At 67.5% G+C, this 18350-nt stretch carries 18 protein-coding genes and 1 riboswitch; of the genes, 10 read left to right on the forward strand and 8 right to left on the reverse strand.

Going from position 1 to position 18350, the window contains the following annotated elements; all coding sequences use genetic code 11:
• Nucleotides 1–102: 102 nt before the first annotated feature.
• Nucleotides 103–924, forward strand: coding sequence for an HAD family hydrolase (locus ACTQWE_RS06905; protein ID WP_441855277.1), 822 nt, complete (start codon nucleotides 103–105; stop codon nucleotides 922–924).
• 29 nt (nucleotides 925–953) lie between these two features.
• Here the strand turns inward: ACTQWE_RS06905 and ACTQWE_RS06910 are convergent, their stop codons facing one another.
• From ACTQWE_RS06910 to hslO, 7 genes are all read right to left on the reverse strand, one after another.
• On the reverse strand, nucleotides 954–1841 hold the full coding sequence (locus ACTQWE_RS06910) for a ribokinase (protein ID WP_373576332.1): 888 nt from the start codon (nucleotides 1839–1841) through the stop codon (nucleotides 954–956).
• Between the two features lie 43 nt (nucleotides 1842–1884).
• Nucleotides 1885–2574, reverse strand: coding sequence for a metal-dependent hydrolase (locus tag ACTQWE_RS06915; RefSeq protein ID WP_441855275.1), 690 nt, complete (start codon nucleotides 2572–2574; stop codon nucleotides 1885–1887).
• Nucleotides 2575–2712: 138 nt separating this feature from the next.
• The gene (locus ACTQWE_RS06920) at nucleotides 2713–3927 is read right to left on the reverse strand and encodes an ABC transporter permease (RefSeq protein ID WP_441855274.1); all 1215 of its coding nucleotides are present in this window, start codon (nucleotides 3925–3927) and stop codon (nucleotides 2713–2715) included.
• Complete coding sequence (locus ACTQWE_RS06925; RefSeq protein ID WP_441855272.1) at nucleotides 3924–4655, reverse strand: ABC transporter ATP-binding protein; 732 nt, start codon at nucleotides 4653–4655, stop codon at nucleotides 3924–3926. Before ACTQWE_RS06925 ends, ACTQWE_RS06920 begins: the two co-directional genes overlap by 4 nt.
• A 2-nt stretch (nucleotides 4656–4657) precedes the next feature.
• Nucleotides 4658–6181 (reverse strand): efflux RND transporter periplasmic adaptor subunit, encoded by a 1524-nt coding sequence (locus ACTQWE_RS06930; protein ID WP_441855270.1) that lies wholly within the window; start codon nucleotides 6179–6181, stop codon nucleotides 4658–4660.
• 84 nt (nucleotides 6182–6265) lie between these two features.
• A complete protein-coding gene (gene bsh / locus ACTQWE_RS06935) occupies nucleotides 6266–7213 on the reverse strand; it encodes a choloylglycine hydrolase (protein ID WP_441855268.1) in 948 nt (315 codons plus the stop codon).
• Nucleotides 7214–7322: 109 nt separating this feature from the next.
• Nucleotides 7323–8303 (reverse strand): Hsp33 family molecular chaperone HslO, encoded by a 981-nt coding sequence (gene hslO / locus ACTQWE_RS06940; protein WP_441855266.1) that lies wholly within the window; start codon nucleotides 8301–8303, stop codon nucleotides 7323–7325.
• Nucleotides 8304–8436: 133 nt separating this feature from the next.
• On the opposite strand from hslO, the gene ACTQWE_RS06945 reads away from it, so the two are divergent.
• Both ACTQWE_RS06945 and ACTQWE_RS06950 read left to right on the forward strand, forming a co-directional pair.
• Nucleotides 8437–9150, forward strand: a complete 714-nt coding sequence (locus tag ACTQWE_RS06945) for a uracil-DNA glycosylase (RefSeq protein ID WP_441855265.1) — start codon at nucleotides 8437–8439, stop codon at nucleotides 9148–9150.
• Between the two features lie 269 nt (nucleotides 9151–9419).
• Complete coding sequence (locus ACTQWE_RS06950; protein WP_441855263.1) at nucleotides 9420–10568, forward strand: pyridoxal phosphate-dependent aminotransferase; 1149 nt, start codon at nucleotides 9420–9422, stop codon at nucleotides 10566–10568.
• Here ACTQWE_RS06950 and ACTQWE_RS06955 read toward each other — a convergent pair.
• Nucleotides 10565–11698 (reverse strand): amidohydrolase, encoded by a 1134-nt coding sequence (locus ACTQWE_RS06955; protein ID WP_441855262.1) that lies wholly within the window; start codon nucleotides 11696–11698, stop codon nucleotides 10565–10567. The two genes, ACTQWE_RS06950 and ACTQWE_RS06955, sit on opposite strands and share 4 nt — an antisense overlap.
• A gap of 201 nt (nucleotides 11699–11899) precedes the next feature.
• Nucleotides 11900–12067: riboswitch (Lysine riboswitch) on the forward strand.
• Between the two features lie 49 nt (nucleotides 12068–12116).
• Between ACTQWE_RS06955 and ACTQWE_RS06960 the strand changes: the two genes are divergently transcribed.
• The 7 genes from ACTQWE_RS06960 to ACTQWE_RS06990 all read left to right on the forward strand — a co-directional run bounded on the left by ACTQWE_RS06960 (nucleotide 12117) and on the right by ACTQWE_RS06990 (nucleotide 18346).
• On the forward strand, nucleotides 12117–13421 hold the full coding sequence (locus ACTQWE_RS06960; protein WP_441855260.1) for a diaminopimelate decarboxylase: 1305 nt from the start codon (nucleotides 12117–12119) through the stop codon (nucleotides 13419–13421).
• 107 nt (nucleotides 13422–13528) lie between these two features.
• Nucleotides 13529–14419, forward strand: a complete 891-nt coding sequence (dapA, locus tag ACTQWE_RS06965; protein WP_441855258.1) for a 4-hydroxy-tetrahydrodipicolinate synthase — start codon at nucleotides 13529–13531, stop codon at nucleotides 14417–14419.
• On the forward strand, nucleotides 14412–15158 hold the full coding sequence (gene dapB, locus ACTQWE_RS06970; RefSeq protein ID WP_441855256.1) for a 4-hydroxy-tetrahydrodipicolinate reductase: 747 nt from the start codon (nucleotides 14412–14414) through the stop codon (nucleotides 15156–15158). The genes dapA and dapB overlap by 8 nt, the downstream gene beginning before the upstream one ends.
• Before the next feature lie 49 nt (nucleotides 15159–15207).
• On the forward strand, nucleotides 15208–15909 hold the full coding sequence (gene dapD, locus ACTQWE_RS06975) for a 2,3,4,5-tetrahydropyridine-2,6-dicarboxylate N-acetyltransferase (protein ID WP_441855254.1): 702 nt from the start codon (nucleotides 15208–15210) through the stop codon (nucleotides 15907–15909).
• Nucleotides 15910–16117: 208 nt separating this feature from the next.
• Nucleotides 16118–16474 (forward strand): DUF1304 domain-containing protein, encoded by a 357-nt coding sequence (locus tag ACTQWE_RS06980; protein WP_441855252.1) that lies wholly within the window; start codon nucleotides 16118–16120, stop codon nucleotides 16472–16474.
• A 58-nt stretch (nucleotides 16475–16532) separates the two neighbouring features.
• Complete coding sequence (locus tag ACTQWE_RS06985; protein WP_441855251.1) at nucleotides 16533–18065, forward strand: ComEC/Rec2 family competence protein; 1533 nt, start codon at nucleotides 16533–16535, stop codon at nucleotides 18063–18065.
• Nucleotides 18066–18130: 65 nt separating this feature from the next.
• Nucleotides 18131–18346 carry a DUF3006 domain-containing protein gene (locus ACTQWE_RS06990; RefSeq protein ID WP_441855249.1) on the forward strand — a complete coding sequence of 72 codons (216 nt, stop codon included), beginning with the start codon at nucleotides 18131–18133 and terminating at the stop codon, nucleotides 18344–18346.
• The last annotated feature ends 4 nt before the right edge of the window (nucleotides 18347–18350 follow it).

Below are 18350 nucleotides of genomic sequence, written 5' to 3' on the forward strand. Positions count from 1 at the left end.
TACCATAGCTACCATACATTTGGACCAAATGCGAAAGCTCGCCCGCCAGGCGGCGGCAACGTGCGACGCTGGGACCACACACCACCGGCAGAAGGAGCACCCATGAGCATTCGCATCGCGTTCAGCGACGTAGACGGAACCATCGTGGACACGAACCACCACGCGCTGCCCGCGGACGGCCCCACCCTCAGGCGCGTCACGCAGCGCATCCCGCTGTGCCTGGTGTCCGGCCGCTCGCCGGAGGGCATCTACTCCGTGCAGCGGGCGCTGGGCATCACCGGCCCGGTCGCGGCGTTTTCCGGCGCGTACGTGCTGGACGAGAAGGGCGACGAGCTCTACAGCAAGACCATCCCGCTCGACCTCGCGCTCGAGGTGAAGGCGTACCTGGAGAGCGACCTGCCCGACGTGGTGGCGGGCACGTACGGGTTTCACAAGTGGATCGTGGACGACGCTCGCGACTCCCGCGTGCTGCAGGAGGAGTACTTCGTCCAGACGCGCGCGACCCAGAGCCGCGACCTCAAGGGCACGTTCGGCAACCGCGGCATCCACAAGTTCCTGCTGATGGGAGAGCCCAAGGCGATCCTTTCCGCCGAGAGCACCCTTGGCGCGCGCTACCCCGAGCTGACGGTGGTGCGCAGCAACGACGTCCTGTGCGAGGTCATGGTCGCGGGCGTGAGCAAGAGCCATGCGGTCGACGTGCTGTGCCGCCACTTCGGCGCCAGCCGCGGCGAGGCCGTCGCGTTTGGCGACGGCCCGAACGACCTAGACATGCTGCTTGCCGTGGACGAGTCCTACGCCATGCCCAACGGCGAGCCGTCCGTGCGCAAGGCCGCCGCTCACGTGTGCGAGTGGTCCAACCTCGAGTCCGGCGTCGCAAGGACGCTCGCCCGGCTCGTGTTGGGGGAGGAGCCGGGCGAGCGCTAGGAGGGTCGTTGGCATTCGGCGGGCGGGCGTCAGAGCTCCGCCGCCATGACCTCTTCGATCGTGGGAATGGACGGCACGGCGCCCGCGCGCGACACCGCGATGGCGGATGCCTTCGCGGCGATGTCGAGCGCCTCGGGCACGGGCCTGCCCTCGCTCACGGCCCACACGAAGTAGCCGGTGAACGTGTCGCCGGCGGCGGTGGTGTCCTTCGCGTCCACGTGGTAGATGCCCTGCGCGTAGCGCTCGTCGCCCCGCTGGTAGCGAGAGCCCTCGGACCCAAGCGTGAGCACGACCGCGGCGTCCGGGTACTTCTCGCCCAGGCGCGCCAGGACCTCGTCCGGGTCCTCGGAGCCGCCGGCCACCTGCGCGCCCTCGACCTCGTTCAGCAGGAAGAGCGACACCTTCGACATGTCGACGGCCTCCAGGGCGTCGTTGTACGGCGAGGGGTTCAGCACGACCCTCATCCCGCGCGCCGCGGCCGCGTCCACTATGTGCGGCAGGCACGATATCTCGTTCTGCAGGATCACGTAGTCCCCCGCCGAGAAGTGCGAGAGGACCTCGTCCGCATACGCCTCGTCGACGCGCTGGTTCGCTCCGCCGTACAGGAGGATACAGTTCTGGCCTCCCCCGTCCACCTGGATGACGGTGTGGCCGCTCGCGACGTCGACGGTCCGCACGTAGTCCGTGTTCACGCCGGCCTCGCGGCACACGTCCAGAAGCAGGCCTCCCTCCGGGCCCACCATGCCCGCCTGCCACACCTTTGCGCCGGCACGCGCGCACGCGACGGCCTGGTTCAGGCCCTTGCCGCCGGGATACACGTCGCGCCGCCCCGCGGCGAGGGTCTCGCCGGGCCTGACCATGTGGTCGACCTGGTACACGTAGTCGATGTTCAAAGATCCGAAGTCAAGAATCCTCATGAGCGTTCCTCCGTCCCAGAGAGCGCCTTCGAAACGGCGTGCCTCACCACGGCATGGCCGCAACGGCCGTCGGCATCCCAACGGGCGGCAAGGCCGCCGGCATGGGGCCCATCAGCTGCAGGCGCGTCGCCACCATGAGGGCCGCGGCGGCAATGCCCAGCACGAAGAGGGTCCAGTCCGCAAGGCGACCGGACTCGAAGAGGCCGAGGCAGAGCGTCCTGCCCCATGGCCACAGGAGCCTGACGCCCCTCTTGTTGGTGAGGTCGAGCGCCAGGTGCGACGCATAGCCCACGGCGACGGCGGCCGCAATCGGACGGCAGAGCATCCATGAGCCATACCCCACCAGCGCAAGCGCCACGAGCGAGTGCGAGAAGCCCCTGTGCCCGGACGCCCTGCCCACCGCGCAGGTGGCGACCACGATCGCCAGCCCCGCCAACCGCTCGTACGAGAAGCCCGACGCCAGGCCAAGGGCGAGGTCGCTCCCCCGCGCGTGGTCAACCGCCAGAAGCGACGCCACCATGACGGCAAGCGCCGCCCACACGCGGCGCGTCCCGCGCGCGCCCATGCTGGACGGCGTGTCGGTATCGGGCAGCATGCCGCCCACCATCCCGCCAAGCGCGAGCGCAATCGCCTGCGGCGCCACGCCGGTCGGCACGCCAAGCCGTGCCCCGGCCAGCGGGGCCACGGCCAGCGCGGATGCCACGCCTATGGCTATGTGCGTCTTGCCCGTCATGCGCGCTCTTCTCCCCCGGGGCCTGCGGCCAGACGGTCGCAGGCAGACGTCCTTGTCTGCGTATGGTCTATCGTAGCCGACGCACGGCCACAAGGTGAGGGGCGCCGCCTTGCCAAGGTGGTCCCGGGCATCCTGCTTTCACTGGTAGTGCAGGGACTCCACCGGGTCGAGCTTCGCGGCGCGCCGTGCCGGGTAGTAGCCAAACACCACACCTATGAGCACGCAGATTCCCGTCGCGCCGAGCACGGCCATGGGCTCTATCACGGGCGTCACGGTAAGGGACATGCCGCTGTCGCCAGAGGCCAGAAGGCCCGTCGCGACGCCGCCGAGGGCGAACGCCCCCAGGTAGCCAAGCACGATGCCGATCGCCCCTCCCGCCAGCGTCAGGCACACGGACTCCAGCAGGAACTGCCGCGTGATGTCTGACCTGCGGGCCCCCAGGGCCTTGCGAAGCCCGATCTCGCGGATGCGCTCCGTCACGTTCGTGAGCATCATGTTCATGATGCCGATGCCGCCAACCACGAGCGAGATGGACGCGACGGACGTCATGAGCAGCTGGAACGTGAACATGACGGAGTTGAAGCTGTCGATCATGGACTTCATGGACGATACGTACAGGCCGTTCTCGACGTCCTCGTCGCTCAGGTGGTAGTACGTCGCCAGGAAGTCCTTCGTCTTCGTAACGAGGGAGTCGATGTCCTCGCCCTCCCGCGCCATGCCGGAAAGCATGTCCACGTTGTCGTAGCCCGTGACCCTCTGGACGCACGCCTCAAGCGGAACGTAGGCCGTCACGCCCTTCGGGTCGGTCTGCTGGCTGTTTTCAAGCACGCCGACCACGCGGTACTCGATCCCCTTGATGCGCACCTTCTGGCCAAGGGCGTCCTCGTCGCCAAACAGGTTGTGCGCGCTCGTCTTGTCCAGTATCGCCACCGTCGAGGCGGAGTCGTTCTCGCCGCTCGTGAAAGTGCGGCCTTCCACGAGCTTCTGGCCCGTCACGTCGAAGTAGTGGGGCGCGATGCCCAGCACCTGCCCGTCGACGCTCTTGGCGTCGCTGGCGACCTTGCCGCCACCGTAGGAGCCGCCCGTTATGTACTCGTACTCCGGCAGCCCCTCCTCGATCTTCGCGATGTCCTCGGTGCGCACCTGCGAGCCGTTGTAGACGCCCATGGTTATGACGCGGGCGCGGTCGAGGCCGAGCTCGCCCATGAGGCCCTGCCGCACGCCGCCGATGAGCGCGGTCATCGCGATGACCGCGCTGATGCCGATCACGATGCCCAGCACCGTGAGGAGCGACCTGCCGCGGTTTGCGTCGAGGGCCTCCCAGGTCTCGGCCCAAAGGTCCCTCAGCCTCATGTGCTCCCCCTTCCGCGGGACTCGGACCTCATCACGTGCGCGCGCTCCTGCTCGTCGGTGAGGAGCCTGCCGTCGCGAATGTGCACGCAGCGGTCCGCCCACGTCGCCACCTCTGGGTCGTGCGTGATGAGGACGACGGTCTTGCCGGCGGCCCGCATCCTGACGAAGGTGTTCAGCACGACCTCGCTCGTCGCGGAGTCCAGGTTTCCCGTCGGCTCGTCCGCCAGCACCAGGGCCGGGTCGTTCACCAGGGCGCGCGCGATGGCGACGCGCTGCATCTGGCCGCCGGAGAGCTCGTTCGACCTGTGGTCGAAGTACTCCGCCGGCAGCCCTACCGAGGCGAGCGCCTCGCACGCGCGCCGCTCGCGGTCGCGCGGGGCAACGTCCGTGTACAAGAGCGGCAGCATGACGTTCCTGATGACCGTCGAGCGCGGCAGCAGGTTGAACGACTGGAACACGAAGCCGATCCGCGTCGCGCGCACCTGCGCGAGCTCATCGTCGTCGAGCTTCGCTACGTCGACCCCCTCGAGCAGGTACGAGCCGGACGTGGGCGTGTCCAGGCATCCCAGTATGTTCATGAGCGTGGACTTGCCGGAGCCTGACGGCCCCATGATGCACAGGAACTCGCCCTTCCGCACCGTGAGCGACACGCCCCGCAGCGCATGCGTCGGCACGCCGCCGGAGTCGTAGATGCGATGCACGTCCCGCACGTCTATCACGGGCAGCATGGCTAGCGCCCGTCTGCCGTGGCGGCGGAGGCGTCGCCCCCGGCCGCGCCGCCGTCCGCGGAGTCGCCCTCGTCCGCGAGCTTGACGGTCTCGCCCTCCTTCACGCCCGTCACGGCGGCGTCGGACCCGTTCTTCTCGCCCACCTTCACGTCGACGTCGCGGGAGGTCTTGACGTTGCCCTCCCCGTCGAGCGTGACGACGGTCACGCTGGCGGTTCCGGCGGACTCGTCGTAGTCGTTCAGCGCCGCGATCGGCACCATGAGCACGTCGGACACGCTCTGCGTCTGGATGGTCGCGTTCGCGGTCATGCCCGGCTTGATGCGCTCGTCCGGCTGGTCGATCACGAGGTCGACCTCGTACGTCACGACGCCGTCGCCGCCCATGGAGCCGTCGCTGCTCGCGACCGTCGCGATCTTCTCGACCTTCGCGTCGCACTCGAGGCCGGGAATCGCCGAGAAGGTCACGTTCGCGGTCTGCCCCACGGCCACGCCCGAGATGTCCACCTCGTTCACCTGCGTGGCGACCCTCATCCTCGAGAGGTCCGCGATCTGCACGGCCCAGCCGGCGCCCGTGCCCTGGCCGCCCTGGCCCGTGCCGTCGCTTGTGGTGGAGCCGCCCGTGGCGTCGCCGTACGCGGCGCCGTTCCTCGCGTTCACCGCGACGACGCTTCCCGAGGCGGGCGCCGTCACCGTGCGCTTCGCCGCCTGGGCCTTCGCGTCCGCAAGCGCCTGGCTTGCGGAGTCGAGCGCGGACTTTGCGCTGTTCAGGCCGTCGTTTGCCGTCTGCACGTCGCCATAGAGGCTGTCGGGGTCCGCGAGGCCCGCCTGCGTCTCTGCGTCCGGCGCGGAGTTCCAGGCGTCCAGTGCCTTCTTGTAGGCGGCGTCCGCGTTGTCGACGCCGCGCTGGGCGGTGTTGACCTGCGCCTGCGCGTCAGACACCTGCCGCTGGGCGTCCGCGACCGCGCGGTCGAGCGAGTCGTTCTTGAGCGAGAAGAGCACGTCGCCCTTGCCCACGGCGTCGCCCTCAGACACACGCAGGTCCTGGACGATGCCGCTCACCTCGGGCGTGACGTAGACGCTCGACGCGGGCTGGGCCGCGCCCGTAACGCTCACGCTGGAGGTGAGGTCGCCGCGCGTGACCTCCGCCGTCGCGGGCATCTGCTTGCCGGCGTCCGCGGGCGTGAGCACCCGGGGCACGATGATGGCCGCGGCTATCACGACGGCGGCGCACGCCACCACCGCGATCTTCACGTTGCGGCGGCGCCTCTTCTCCTTGCGGTGGCGCTCGAGGTTCTGGTACGCGAGCATGCCGCTTGCGTCCTCGTCCGCCGCGTCGGTGGCGGCGGGACCCTTCGTCGGGTCTACCGGCGCGCCGTCAGACGCGTGCCGGAGCGGGCTTGCGGACAGGGGCGGCGTCACCGCCTGCGTGGCGCCCGCGTCCCGCGGTGCCTCTTTCTTCTCGCCCTTGGCGTCCGCCGCCTCGTTGTCCCCGGACGAAGCCTTGTCAAAACCGAACTTCTTGCTCATACGCTGCTCCCATCCTGGGGGTAGTGTGCGAGCGGCCGCGGACCCAAGGCCCGCAGCCGCCGCTCTATAGGTTGTGCAGAGAGTCTACTCCTGTATGAGGACGTCGGAATCCACGTTGTGGTCGAACAGCGCGACGGAGCGGATGGCCGGGTCGTCGTAGGTGGACCAGTAGTACGTGCAGGTCGCGGAGGAGAACGCGCCCGTGAAGATCGTGGTCTCGAACTCGCCGTTCGTCATCTTCGCGGCGCCGTCGATCATGCTCACGCCGCCCAGGATGTGGAAGATCTTGCTGACGTTTGCCTTCTCGCCCTCCTGGGTGGGGTAGTTCGCGTTGAGGTAGGCCTCGCGCACGAAGCGCGACGGCGAGTAGTAGTCGCCGGGGAGGCCGCGCATGCCGGCGCCGGAGCCAAACGCGGAGAGCTCCTGCGTGCGCCAGGACAGCGGTCCGGGCACGTCGCTCGTGAGGTTGATGTAGTTGCGCAGGTTCTCCGTGTGCCACGCGAAGCCGGGCTGGTTCGTGAGGACGTCCACGTCGTCGTGGAACACCTGCAGGCCGGCCTCGGTCTGCTCGACCACGATCGAGCGGGTGGAGTCGCCGATGATCCAGTGCAGCATCGAGGACGGGAACCTGGGGCTGACGGGCTCGTCCACGATCGTCACGTTCGCGAGCGCCGCCTCGACCTCGTCCACCGTGGCGTGGTTCGCGACCACCCAGAGCGGGAACTCGAAGGCGGCGACGTTCGTGGCGCCCTCGCGCGGGGCGTCCGCGTACACCGCGTAGCCCGGGAAGTTGAGGCCGGCCACGGCGAGGCCCTTCTCGTTTCCGCAGTCAAAGTAGAGGGGCGTGTCGTCCTCCACGATGCCCATGCCTATGATGGCCATGCCCACCTGGGGAACGGCGCCAAACGGGGACTTTGGCTTGTAGCCGCGCGGGGTGATGACCACGCGCTCGCCGTACGAGCAGCTCCAGTCGAGGTTGCGGCCAAAGTACATGTTGCCCTTGTCATCGGTAAACCTAACACCTGTGCACATCGCGGCTCCAATCAAGCTGTGTGACCGATACGACCGCGCTCGCAAACAGCGCTCTATCTATGGTAGGCGCTCCCCCCTCGCGGGTCCAGCGTCGCTCCATGCGCGAGTGCTAAACGTCGGCCTCTGGCGCGGACGCACCCGCGTCCGCGAGCATGTCCGCAAGCTCCGCGGGCTCGAAGCGGTAGTCGGCGCCGCAGAAGTGGCAGTGCACCTGGGCGGGCTCGTTCTTCTCGACCATGTCGCCAAGCTCCGCCCGGCCCAGGGCCAGCACGGCGCGCATGGCGCGCGAGCGGTCGCAGCCGCAGCGGAAGCTTGCGGGCATGCGGTCGAGCTCCCGGTAGCCCAGCCCCCGCAGCAGGCGCTGCAGCATCTCCGTGGGGGTCATGCCCGCCTCCAGCAGGTCCGTGACGGAATGCACGGGCGCGAGATTCGCCTCCAGCGCCGCCACGACGTCCTCGTCGCAGCCGGGCATCAGCTGGATCACGAAGCCGCCGGCGCGGCGCACGCTCATGTCGCGGTCCACGAGCACGCCCACCCCAAGCGAGGTGGGAATCTGGTCGCTCGCCGCGAAGTAGTAGGTGAGGTCGTCCCCTATCTCGCCCGAGACGAGCTCGACCTCGCTCGAGTACGGGTCCATTCCCGCGACGTCGTGCACGACGGACAGCGTGCCCGCCCCGACGGCCTGCCCCACGTCTAGGTGGCCGCGGCCGTTGAGCGGCAGCCACACCCGCGGGTTCTGCACGAATCCCTTCGCGTGGCCGCGGTTGTCGGCCGTCACGGTTATCCTGCCAAGGTCGCCGTCGCCCATGACCGTGATGGTGACGAGCTCGTCGTCGTTCTTGGACATGGCGCCCATCATCTGCGCGCCCATGATCAGCCTGCCCAGGGCCGCCGTCGCCACCGGCGTCGTGTCGTGCCGGGCACGCACCTCCTCTACCGTCGCGCGCGCCGTGATCGCAAATGCGCGCACCATGCCGTCGGCCGCCGTGCCGCGCACGATGTGGTCCTCCCTGCGCTCGCGCTCCGCCTCAAGGTCCACCACGCCCTCCGGCAGGCGGGCGCCCTCGTGCTCCAGCTGGTATCTCGTCATGCGTCCTCCCCTGCGCCACGGACCGGCCAAGGCCGCGGGCGTCTCTTCCTGGCTAGTTGCTACCACTTGTCTTTACCCAAAGCCCCATTGATGCTACCGTCGCCTGCGACAAACACACGAGGGAGGGAGTGCGATGGACGCGACCAAGGACAACGTGGGACTCTGGCTTGACGGCGCGCCGGAGCGGGTGCGCAGCGACACAGAGCGCCTGCTGGACGAGGTCGGGCGCCTGCGCCAGAGCCAGGTCATCTACCCCGCGCAGGACCAGATCCTGCGCGCGCTCGAGCTCACGGCGCCAAGCGACGTGCGCGTGGTGATACTGGGGCAGGACCCGTACCACGAGCCGGGGCAGGCGATGGGGCTCTCGTTCTCGGTGCCCGCGGGCCAGCGGCTCCCGCCCAGCCTGCGCAACGTCTACAAGGAGCTCTCGCGGGACCTTGGCTGCGAGCCGCCCGCGACGGGCGACCTCACCCCGTGGGCGCGCCAGGGGGTCCTGCTGCTCAACACGACGCTCACCGTGCGCGAGCACGCCGCGAACTCCCATGCGCGACTTGGGTGGCAAAGCCTCACAAACTACCTGGTCAGGCGCACGACAGAGCTTTCGCAGCCCATCTGCTACCTTGCATGGGGACGCCATGCCGCCACCTTCGTGACGTCTGCGGTCGAGGAGGCTCGCTCCGCGGGCACGCTCGCGGGCGAGAAGTGCGTGCTCTCGTCCACGCACCCCTCCCCGCTCTCCGCCAACCGCGCGGGCGGGGGGCTCGTTCCGTTCATGGGCTCGAGGCCCTTCTCGCAGGCGAACGACTTCCTCGCGTCCCACGGCGCCGCGCCCGTGCAGTGGGCTTAGCACAAACGTCGCAAACGATGCGCCCAGGTCCGAACGCTTGCAGATGTCTTTCGCTTACCTTGCGGATATCTGCAACAGACAACAGCTCCGACCTGCGATTTCAAGAAAGTTGGCATCCTTCGAAAATGTCACTGGACAACCCGTTTCCGCGTGGCATAATGCTCTGTACAGAACATCTGTTCTAGATGAGGAAAGGAGCGTCCAGCCCCGCTGGCACGGGTGCCGCCTCACGATGGTTCCAGACCACGCCGACGATGGAAGGTGGGAGCATGTCACTCGATCTCAACCACGCGCTGGAGGGACTTCGCCCCTCGGCCATCAGGCGTTTCTCGGCGCTTGCAGCAGCGACGCCGGGGTGCATATCGCTCACGCTCGGGGAGCCTGGCGAGGTAACGCCCGCCGCCATACGCGAGCGTGTCGGTCAGAGCCTTACCGCGGGCAAGACGCACTACCCGCCAAACAACGGCACGGCAGTCCTGCGTCAGGCAATCGCCGACAGGTGCTCCCGCACGGGTCTTCCGGTGAACCCCGAACAGGTCATCGTGACCAACGGGGCAACCGAGGCGCTCTTTAGCACCCTGACCGCACTCCTCAACCCCGAAGACGAGGTCATCGTCCCAATGCCGGCGTTCGTGCTCTACGAGTCCATCGCCCTTCTCGCCCGCGCGCACGTCGTGCCGCTCGACACCTCTGAGGACGGCTTCCAAATCGATGCCAAGAAGCTGGCTTCGGCAGTGACCCCCAAGACGAAGGCCATAGTGCTCACCTCGCCAAACAACCCGACAGGCTGCGTTCTGGATGAGAAGAGCCTCGATGCGGTGGCGGACCTCGCCTCCAAGAGCGACTTCTACGTGGTCTGTGACGATGTGTACGAGGAGCTGATATACGAGGAAGACCTACGCGGGCATGGGTTCGCAAGGCTCCACCCGGAACTTGCCGACAGGACCATCGTGGTGAACAGTCTCTCGAAGCCCTGGGCCATGACCGGTTGGCGACTGGGCTGGCTCACCGCTGCCCCCGAGGTCGCGTCACAGGTCGCGAAGGTCCATCAGTACGCCGTCTCCTGCGTCGTCTCGTTTACCCAGGACGCGGCGGTGCAGGCGTTGCAGACCGATACGACGCCCATGCGCGAGCGATACCGTGCCCGCCGCAAAGTCACGCTCGACGCCCTCGAAAGGATGGGCCTCTCCTGCGTCGTTCCGGAGGGCGCGTTCTACGCATTCCCAAGCGTCGCTGTTCTCTGCGAAAGCGACGAGGAGTTCTGTGAGCGGGCCATCCGCGAGGCTGGGGTGGCACTCGTCCCGGGGTCGGTCTTCGGCTGCCCCGGCCACGTTCGCCTGAGCTACGCCACCGACGACAGGACGCTTACGGAGGGGCTCTCCCGGTTGGAGGGGTTCGTCGCAGACCTTCGCCGCTAGAGGGGAGCCGTCACGAGCCGACGATAGACTTCGACGCCACGCATCAGTATCGACTCGTCGAAGTCGAACGTGCTCGCGTGCAGCGGCGTACCCGTGCCCGTCCCAAGCAGGAAGAAGGTACCGGGCAGCCACTGCTGGTACCACGAGAAGTCCTCCGCAATCAGCAGGGGCTCCGGCACGTCACGCACGTCGATGTACGCTGCGGAAAGAACCCCACGCGCCCATGAGGTCACGCCCTCGTCGTTCACGACGGGAGGATACCCCTCGCTGAAGGTCGTCTTCGCCGTGCAGCCCACCTTCGCCGCGACCCCCTGCGCAATGCGGGGAAGCTCATCTCGGCAGCGCCTGCCCATCTCGACCGAGAACGTCCGAAGGCTCCCCTCCACGCGGGCGGACGCCGCTATCTGGTTGCGGACCTCACCAGCAGCCATGTGCCCGAACTTCAGCAGGCACGGCTCCTCCTGGGACCGCTCTTCCATGAAGCGGTATGCCTCAGGCACGAACATGCACGCCGCGAGGAGCGCATCCCTTCCCTGCCGAGACTTGGCGATGTGGGATGCGCGTCCCTTAAACTCCACGGTCGTCTCGTTGCTGGCCGCAAGCAGCGCACCAGAGCGGGTGGCCACACAAGCAGACGGGAGGTCCGGCCAAAGATGGAACCCAAAGATGCGATCGATGCCCAGACGCCCGAACACGCCGCTCTCGCAGACCTGCCGGGCGCCCCCGGTGGTCTCCTCCGCCGGCTGGAACACCACCAGGACGCTGCGAGCAAGCCGGTCGGGATGGTCTGCCATCCAGTCGCACGCCCCAAGGGCCATGGCCATGTGACCGTCGTGCCCGCACGCGTGCATGCGTCCGTCGTGACGAGACGCATAGGGTGCCCCCGTCTCCTCGCGAACGGGGAGGGCGTCCATGTCGCTTCGCAGCGCCGTGGCGGCAGAGCTCCCGCGATCGAAGTAGGCGCACACCGTGGAGCGAGCGGGAGAGAAGACCGACATGCATTCACAGCGCGCCGCCATGGGCTCGAGCTGCTCCCTGACGTAGGCTATCGTCTGGGGCAGGTCGAAGTCGCACTCCGGAATCTCGTGCAGGTCCCTGCGCCACTTCATAAGCGTCTCGATGCCAGCCATTCTTCCTCCCGTCCGAGCGTCAGAGCCCAACTTCAGTGGCAACGCGCATTCTATCGCACGAAGGTCGCGCCGCACCGCAAGGGTAACGATCCGGAAGCAGGCGGCGCCGGCCCTCCCAGCACACGCGACGCGCAAATGTTAACGGCGTGTGGCGAAGCCGTGGCCATAAGCGCACTTTCGCGGGGCACCCGCTACACTTGCCCCAACGATAGAGGCGCGGACACGAAGAGCTTGGGGCTAGCCGGCAGGCATCGATCCCCAGGGGAGGCCAAATCCGCCGAACCCCGCGAACGGGCACGGACGCGGGGTGGGACCCGGGGAAACACCCCGGGGACTGTCTGGCAAGAAGTCAGGTGCGCTATCCCCACGCGACCGCGGCCAAGGGGCCGTCGCAAAGGATGGCCGCGTAGGAGGATACATGGGCCGCAAGAGTCCCTTTGCAACGGCACGCCAGCTGGAGGACATCGCCTCCGCGTACCCCACGCCGTTCTACCTTTACGACGAGGCGGGCATACGCTCTACCGCACGGTCGGTGCTGGACGCGTTCGGCTGGAACCCCGGCTACCGCGAGTTCTATGCCGTGAAGGCGTGCCCCAACCCCAGGATTCTCCAGATGCTCATCGACATGGGCTTTGGCCTCGACGTCTCGTCGGAGTGCGAGCTCCAGATGGCGGAACGGCTCGGCGTCCGGGGCGAGAAGATCATGTTCTCCTCGAACGACACCCCCTCCCAGGAGTTCGCCCACGCCGCGCGCCTGGGGGCCACCATCAACCTGGATGACGCCACTCACATCGACACCCTCCTGAATGCGGTCGAGGAGGTCCCCCGGACCGTGAGCCTCAGGCTCAACCCGGGCGAGTTCCCCTTCGCGAACGGCATCTTCGGCAAGCCGGCGGAGGCAAAGTTCGGCATGACGGAAGAGCAGCTGTTCGATGCCGTGCGTCGTCTCATGGGGTTGGGCGTGCGCGACTTCGGTATCCACGCGCTCCTCGCCTCGAACACGGTGACGGACGAGTACTACCCCACCCTCGCACGCACGCTTTTCGATGTCGCGGCCAGGCTCCACCAGGAGCTGGGCGCCCACGTGGCGTTCGTCAACCTCTCGGGCGGTGTCGGCATCGACTATCGCCCGGAGGAGCGCCCGAACGACATATTCGCCATCGCGGAGGGCGTACGCCGGGCATACGAGGACGTCCTTGCACCCGCGGGAATGGGCGACGTCTCCGTGTACACGGAGATGGGTCGGTTCATCACGGGGCCGCACGGCGCGCTCGTCACGCGCGTCATCCACGAGAAGCACATCTACCACGACTACCTGGGAGTGGACGCCTGTGCCTCCGACCTCATGCGCCCGATGCTCTACGGCGCCTATCACCACATCACGGTCGTTGGCCGCGAGGGCGAGCCGGCGGACCACGTGTACGACGTCACGGGCGCGCTGTGCGAGAACTCCGACAGGCTCGCGAACGCAAGGCCCCTTCCCGAGTGCCATCCCGGTGACCTGCTCTTCATTCACGACACGGGTGCGCACGGGCACTGCATGGGCTACAACTACAACGGCAGGCTCCGCCACGCGGAGCTCCTGCTGCACGAGGACGGCACGGTGGAGATGATTCGCCGCGCGGAGACCCCGGATGACTACTTCGCGACCCTCGACGTGCTGGAGGGATGGGGAGCGCCCGCCGCGGAGTCGGCGGGCAGGGCCAAGCCCGCGCGTCCTTAAGGGGCGCCGAGCTGACGCGGTCGCACCTGCGACTGGCTGGCCCAAGATCTTCTCTAACACCAGAGGCGACGGCCATGACGGCCGTCGGCATCGCAAAGGAGCTAACAATGGACATGTCCAACCTTCGCGGTTCCATCGTCGCACTCGTCACCCCCTTCAAGGAGGACCAGAGCGTTGACTTCGACGCGCTCGAGCGCCTCGTCGACTTCCACCTCGCCAACGGGACGGACGGCATCCTAGTCCTGGGCACCACGGGCGAGTCCTCCACCATGACGGACGAGGAGGACTTCGCGGTCGCGAAGTGCGTCATCGACCGCGTCGCCGGCCGCGTCCCCGTCATCGGCGGCTCGGGGTCGAACGCGACGGCAGAGAGCCTCAACAAGAGCCTTGGCCTGCAGAAGCTGGGAATCGACGGACTTCTGCTCATCACCCCGTACTACAACAAGTCGAACGAGGAGGGCATCTACCGCCACTTCACCACGGTGCTCGACGCGGTGGACGTCCCGTGCATCCTCTACAACATCCCCGGCCGCACCGGCTGCTCCATCTCCGAGCGCAACGTCGCGCGTCTGAGCAAGCACCCCAACGCGTGGGGCATCAAGGAGGCGTCCGGCAACATCTCGTATGCCACGACGGTGGCACGCTACCTGAGCGACGACTTCCGCATGCTCTCCGGCAACGACGACATGGTCGTGCCCATCCTCTCGCTCGGAGGATCCGGCGTCATCAGCGTCTGGGCTGACATCCGCCCGCAGGTGGTTCACGACATGTGCACGAACTGGTTCGCGGGCAACACCCAGGCCGCCCTCGCGACCCAGCTGGAGAACCTCGAGCTCATCCACTCGCTGTTCTGCGAGGTCAACCCCATTCCCGTGAAGGCCGCGCTCGCAAAGATGGGCATGATCGGCGAGACCTACCGCAGCCCCCTGTACACCATCTCCGACGCCGGTCGCGAGCGCCTCTACGCGGCCATGAGGGAGGTAGGTCTGATTGACTAGCAGCACGCCGAACCGCACGTACACCGTCACGCTCATCGGCGCCGGTCGCATGGGCACGCTCATCGCGCGGTCGCTGGAGGCCGACGGCGGCTTCGAGGTCGTCGGCACGTACGACGTCGACAGCGCCGACCAGCTGGACGTCCGGGCGCCGGCGACTGACCTCGCCATCGACTTCAGCAACCGTGCCGCCCTACCCCATACCCTTGCATACGTGCGTCGCTGTGGATGCGCGCTTCTCAGCGGGACCACCGGCTACGACGAGCCGGAGCTTGCCCAGATTCGCTCGCTCGGCGAGAAGAGCGCGGTCATTCACTCCGCGAACTATTCCCTGGGCGTCGCCGTCCTCAGGCGCGTGACGCAGGAGGCGGCACGCGCCCTCGCCGGATGGGACGTCGAGATAGTCGAGACGCACCACAACCAGAAGGCGGATGCCCCATCGGGCACCGCGAACATGCTGCTCGATGCCGTCGATCCCACCCACGAGGCCGACGTCGCCTACGGGCGCGAGGGCATGGTCGGCGCACGCCCGCACGGACAGATCGGCATGCACAGCCTGCGCGGCGGCACCGGCGCGGGAACGCACGAGGTGCACTTCTTCGGCACGGACGAGGAGCTCTGCCTTACCCACAGGGCGACGAGCCGCCAGATCTTCGTGAACGGCGCCGTTGCCGCCGCAAGGCGCCTCGTGACGAAGGACCCCGGATTCTATACGTTTGACCAGCTCATGTTCGAGGACTGACGCCTCGATTCCCTTCGGGCTCGCGCCCCAAAACTACCAAGGAGGTCCAGTGGACGCCCAGGAAATCATCGACTACATCGCCAACGCCCCCAAGAAGACACCCGTACGCGTCTTCGTCCGCGAGCGCGAAGGCGCGCAGATAGACTACGGTTCAGACTCCCACGTCTTCGGAACGGGGAGCAAGGTCATCTTTGGCGACTGGTCGCAGGTGGGTCCCGCCCTCAGCGATAACGCGGACGACATCGAGGACGTAGTCGTGGAGTGCGACCGGCGCAACTCCGGAGTTCCCATGCTCGACGTACGCGGGGTGAACGCGCGCATCGAGCCGGGTGCCATCATCCGCGAGAAGGTCTCCATCGGTGACAATGCCGTCATCATGATGGGCGCCATCATCAACATCGGCGCCGTCGTAGGCGAGGGCACCATGATCGACATGGGCGCGGTCCTCGGAGGACGCGCCATCGTCGGCAAGCACTGCCACGTGGGTGCCGGCACGGTGCTCGCCGGCGTCGTCGAGCCCGCAAGTGCCACGCCCGTCGTGATCGAGGACGACGTGATGCTCGGCGCGAACGCCGTCGTGATCGAGGGCTGCCGCGTGGGCAGGGGCGCAGTCGTCGCGGCCGGCGCCGTCGTGACCGAGGACGTGCCCGCCGGCGCGGTCGTCGCCGGTTGCCCGGCCCGAGTAATCAAGATGAAGGACGAGAGGACCGCAGGCAAGACGGCACTGGTGGACGCCCTCCGCTCGCTGTAGCCAAAACCGCTGCGCGCGGCCACCAGCTTGCAGCCATCTTCCGCCTGGCCCTCGCGCACCATGCGCGGGGGCCTTCTTTATCCACAGAGTCATCGGTCCCGTACGGCTATTACGCAAGAGGATAGATTTTCGAGCAGCCCTTACGGGTGCCTTTGATTCACGTTCAGCTACACTTTTCCCGTTAACAAAGATTTGCGAAAGGAATCTCATGAGCATCGTCACAACCATACTCGCAACCCTTGTCGCGGCGGAGTTCTTCTTCATCTGCTACCTCGAGACCATCGCCACCGCGTCGGACCGCACGGCGAAGGTGTTCGGAATGACCACGGCCGAGCTCAACCGTCCCTCCGTCAACACGCTCTTCAAGAACCAGGGCGTCTACAACGGTCTCATCGCCGTCCTCGTCCTCGTCGCCGTCTTTGGCTTCGCGAGCAAGGCCGCCGTCGTGGCCCTGATGCTCTACATCGTGGCAGTCGCCGCATACGGCAGCATCACGAGCAGCCCTAAGATCATCCTCACACAGGGTGGCCTCGCCATTCTCACGCTTCTCTCCTGCCTCCTTTAAGACCAAGCCAAAAAGCCTGGCACAGCAAGTAGGTTCGGCAGCTCAAGGGGTGACGCGCATGGCAAGGCAAGGTTCAAAAGGTTGTGCCAAGGGATGCCTCACGGCATTTCTCGCCGTTGCCGCCGTAGCGGTCCTCATATCGGTCGTGCCCGTCGTCGGCATGGTCGCGCTCTGCGCGGGGATGTGGTTCCTCACGCGCTGGGCATGGCGACGCGTGGCAGACGCCCACCAGGACGCACCGGCGGTGCAGGGTCTCCTTCGCATCTCGCCGGGAGCGAGAAGGGCCATGGCGGCGCTGGCCTATGGCATCCTGGCCGTCCTACTTGCCAGCGCAAGCGTCCTCGGCACGCCCACGGCCACCTCGGCAAGGGTGGACGCGAGCGCAAAGGCCACCGCGGCAGGCAAGGCCTCCTCGAAGGCGGACGCGAAGCCAGGCAAGCGACACGCCGTGCAACGCGAGGACGGCGGGCAGAAGAGCAAACCCGGCAGGCGGACGGCCGAGGCCGCGGGCACGGAGTCGGGCGGGTCCGCGGGCGAGAAGAGCGACGACGACTCCGGGCGACGGCTCGTCGTTCGCTACCTGGACGTGGGCCAAGGCGACGCCACCGTGGTCGAGTTTCCCGATGGCAGGACCATGGTCATCGACGCGGGTCGCGAGGGCGGGCAGACGGTGACCTCCGCGCTCGCCGGGGACGGACGGGCGCGCATCGACTGGCTGGTCGAGACGCATCCCGACGCGGACCACATCGGCGGCCTTCCCGACGTGATTCGCGCAAACGACGTAGGCTCCGTGTGGGCTCCGCGGTGCAATCACTCCACGCACGCCTACACGCGCTTCCTCGAGGCAGTTGCCGCCAAGAACCTGCGGATAGACGAGGCGTACGCCGGACGGAGGATCGCATCTGGGGACGGCTACGCGATCGACGTGCTGTGGCCAAGGCAGGGCGCCTCCTACGATGACTCGAACGACTACAGCGTCGTGATACTCGTGACGTATGGGCAGAACACGTTCCTGTTCACGGGGGATGCGCCGGTCGAGGCTCTTGAGCAGTGCGTCGCGGGTCACGTGGACGTGCTGAAGGCGTCCCACCACGGATCCGCGTCCGGCACCGACGCCGCCCTCGCCCAGAGGCTCACGCCAAAGGTCGCCGTGCTGAGCTATGGTCTGGGCAACTCGTACGGACACCCCGCCCAGACCGTCCTGGACGCGCTGGCCGCCACGGGAACCACCGCATACGGCACGGGCGCGCAGGGAACGGTGACGGTCACGTCCGACGGGCATGACCTGAACGCGTCGACCGAGAGGCAGGGCACGGTCCAGGCTCAGAGCACGGACGCGGGGGCGGCCTCGTCGTCCCTCGACGAGGCCGGCGCAGGCGCAGGTCAGGCGGCACCGGCCCAGACGGAGGCGTCACAACCACAGCCCTCCTCCCCCGGCGCGCAGGAGGAAGTGGTCTACGTGGCGCCCTCGGGAACGAAGTACCACTCCAAGGGCTGCCGCACGCTCTCGCGCAGCAAGGTGGTCACGGCCATGCCGCGGTCCCAGGCCGAGACCCAGGGCTACACTGCCTGCAAGGTCTGCGGAGGATAGCGCGCGGACGGCACTTGCGGTTGCGTGGCGCTTGCGGCCGTCTGATACGGAAGGGAGCCCCGAAAATGCGTGCAATAGTGGACAGGCTCGAGGGCGACGTCGCCGTGCTCGAGGTAGACGGAGACCGTTACGTGGACGCTCCGCTGGCAGAGCTGCCCCCAGGTGTCCGCGAGGGAGACGTTCTGGATGGCGAGCCGGGGTCGTGGGTCCCGAACGAGGATGAGAAGAGCCGCCGCCTTGCACAGAACGCCGACCTCATGAGCAGGCTCTTCAGGCGGTAGCGAC

It is taken from the genome of Parafannyhessea sp. LCP19S3_B1 (genome assembly GCF_052121955.1).
Classification (GTDB): Bacteria; Actinomycetota; Coriobacteriia; order Coriobacteriales; family Atopobiaceae; genus Parafannyhessea.